Source organism: Albidovulum sp. (assembly GCF_049646345.1).
In the GTDB taxonomy this organism is placed as follows: domain Bacteria; phylum Pseudomonadota; class Alphaproteobacteria; order Rhodobacterales; family Rhodobacteraceae; genus Albidovulum.
The window spans coordinates 1-2,788 of record NZ_JBARVQ010000111.1 but is presented as its reverse complement, the minus strand read 5'-3'; the positions used below and the strand labels follow the sequence as shown (position 1 = coordinate 2,788).

Here is a 2,788-nt window from a genome sequence, read left to right as displayed (position 1 = left end):
CAGGCCGGGCGTGACCCGGGACGAGGTCGACACTCAGCTTGCTGAAATGGAAGAGGCGCTGATGAACCGCCGCAACCGCTCGTGGATCCCGGTGATCGAGGCCGCCGCCAAGGACGGTCCGGTCTTTGCCGCCTTCGGTGCGCTGCATCTGTCGGGCGAGGAGGGCGTGCTGGCCCTGCTGGAGCGTGAAGGCTTTGCCATCGAACAGGCTCCCTTCGGCGATTGACAGCGCCCGGGCGCGCGCGCGAGCGCATCCCGGGCACTGCCGACGTCAGGGGTGGGGCTAGCGGCCCCGGCCCTTGCCAGGAATATTGAGGCGCCGTGATGGGCGCGGATCCGGGCGTTTCTGAGCCTGAAGCCGCCTTGCGGTGTCGTTCACGTCGATGAGGTCACGCGAGGTGTTCAGGCGCGCTGCCTTGCCGCGTTGCGCGACAAAAGGCGAAAGCTGCCCCCGAAGCGGGGGCGTTGGGGTTTTCTTCGGCATGATCATGCCTTTCATTCTGGAAACGGGTTTGACCGGCTCGCAAACCGGTCGGCTGTCCCCTGTTCGGGGTCAGATCAGATTGTCCATTCTCAGGGCACTCCTCAGGAAGGCAAAACAGTCACCCGGCTGCGCGACGGCAGCGGGCCGGACGGCGGATTGATCAGAGCCTGTTGTCCATTGTTCGGGCACTCCTCCAAAAGGTGCGGTCAGGCTAAATCGCCCGCTCCGGGTCGTCAAGCCTGCCCCCGGAAGAACCGGTGTTCGCATGGCGTGACATTCCCTGACCCCTTGCCTATAAGGCCGCAAAATCTCCACTGAACGGATGCATCCATGATCAAGGTTTTTGGCCACAAATCCCCCGACACCGATTCCACCGGCTCGCCCATCATCTGGGCCTGGTACCTGACCGAGGTGAAGGGCACGCCCGCAACGCCGGTCCTGCTGGGCGAACCGAATACCGAGGCGGCCTTTGTCCTCAAGCGCTGGGACCTGCCGAAGCCCGCGATCATTTCGGATGTCGCGGCGGGCGAGGATTGCGTGGTGGTCGACACCAACAATCCGGCCGAACTTCCCAGCCAGATCAATGATGCCAATGTCATCCAGATCATCGACCACCACATGCTGGCTGGCGGGTTGAAGACCAAAGGTCCGATCGACATCACCATCCGCCCCCTGGCCTGTACCGCGACGATCATGTTCGACCTGATGGGCGATGACGCGGCGAAGATGCCCGAGGCGATCAAGGCGGCGATGCTGTCCTGCATCCTTTCCGACACGCTCGAATTCCGCTCGCCCACCACCACGCCGCATGACCGGGCGGTGGCCGAGAAATTGGCAGGTGAGCTGGGCCTCTCGATCCCCGATTATGCGGCCGAGCTTTTCGCCGCGAAGTCCGACGTCTCGGCCTTTTCCGACGCCGAACTGCTGCGGATGGATTCGAAGGAATACAATGTCGCGGGCAAGGAATTGCGGGTTTCGGTGCTGGAGACGACTGCACCCAAGATGGTGCTCGACCGCAAGGACAGCCTGATGGCCTCGATGGTTGATGTCGCGAAAGAGGACGGCGCCGATCAGGTGCTTCTCTTTGTCGTCGATATCCTCAATGAAGAGGCGACGCTGCTGGTGCCGAACGATCTGGTGAAGCAGATGGCAGAGGCGTCATTTGGCGCGAGCGTCAGCGGCGATACGGTTGTCCTGCCGGGCGTCATGAGCCGCAAGAAACAGATCATCCCGGTGCTGAAACTCTGAGGCGACCACGCGCGCCGGAGCCGTTCCGGCGCGCGGTTCACAGACCGAACACAGTCATCCAGTCACTCTCGACCGGTCGGTAGTCGCCGTATCTGTAAAGGAACTGCAATAGCCCCGACATATGGCCCGCGCCGTAGATAACCGCGACAGAACCGGTCCCACGTTCAATCTCTTCCTGAAGATGCTGGCACAGCCTCTGGTCGCGAACCGTCACCACCGACCGAGTGAACATATGGGGCGCGAATATGCTGTGCCGGTCGGGAAGGTCAGTTGTCTCCATATGCCGCGCAATCCGCTCACGCGAACTGGCCAAGCGCAGCCACAGCCCGGTTGCGAGGGCAGCGACCGGTAGGATCGTCCGCAGCGCGGCCGGAAGACGCGCCCATTCTGCGTCGAATTCCGCGCCTGAGATATCCGCCAGAACCGGACGACAGGCGGCGCCGGAAAAGTCTGGCCTTGGCTGAACCACAAGGCCCAAGCGCTCGACATTTGCCCAGCGATAGACGCGCGTGATGCGACGGGCCGCGGCAGAGTTGCGAACACCTTCCAGCAACACGGCGTCATGCCCTGCGGCATCGTCATAGACCCGCTTATAGAACGCCTCCTCGCCGACATGCACCATAGGGAACAGCGTCACGCTTGTCTTGTAGGTCTTGCTTTCCAGCCGGTGCCTGGCCGAGCGCAGACCGATCACCGAGGTTTCGAGTATCTGCACATCGACCTCATGCAGGGATTGGAGGAGCCGTCTGCCCACGGATGTGACAATGTCGTCTATTCAGGCCATACACGATTCGAATCCGCCGAACACCCAGCAGGAACACATGACTGATATCATTCGTTCGCTCTCTGAGATTTCCGACCGCTACGACGCGCTTTTCTGCGACCTCTGGGGCTGTGTCCATGACGGGCTGAAGCCCTTCCCCGCCGCGGTCGCCGCCCTTCAGGCCTATCGGGCGCAAGGCGGCAAGGTGGTTCTGGTCACCAATTCGCCGAAACCACGGGCCGGTGTCGCTATTCAGCTGGACCAGATCGGTGTCCCGCGGGACGCCTGGGATG

The 2,788-nt window shown here is 62.4% G+C and carries 3 protein-coding genes and 1 pseudogene; 3 read left to right on the top strand and 1 reads right to left on the bottom strand.

The genetic code is table 11. From position 1 onward, the window contains the following. Together WBB85_RS02855 and WBB85_RS02850 are read left to right on the top strand one after the other, a co-directional pair. On the top strand, positions 1-226 hold a 226-nt coding region (locus WBB85_RS02855), incomplete at its 5' end, for a TraB/GumN family protein (RefSeq protein ID WP_432637114.1). Positions 227-814: 588 nt separating this feature from the next. Further along, entirely contained in the window at positions 815-1,732 is a 918-nt protein-coding gene (locus WBB85_RS02850) for a manganese-dependent inorganic pyrophosphatase (protein WP_432637113.1), read from the top strand. Positions 1,733-1,769: 37 nt separating this feature from the next. Here the strand turns inward: WBB85_RS02850 and WBB85_RS02845 are convergent, their stop codons facing one another. Then, positions 1,770-2,447, bottom strand: coding sequence for a hypothetical protein (locus WBB85_RS02845; RefSeq protein ID WP_432637112.1), 678 nt, complete (start codon positions 2,445-2,447; stop codon positions 1,770-1,772). Positions 2,448-2,553: 106 nt separating this feature from the next. On the opposite strand from WBB85_RS02845, the pseudogene WBB85_RS02840 reads away from it, so the two are divergent. Further along, positions 2,554-2,788, top strand: a pseudogene (locus WBB85_RS02840) (TIGR01459 family HAD-type hydrolase); the annotation flags it as partial.

Coding starts and splice junctions, on each gene's coding strand:
- WBB85_RS02850 (WP_432637113.1), top strand. CDS start 815: ATGATCAAGGTTTTTGGCCACAAATCCCCCGACACCGATTCCACCGGC.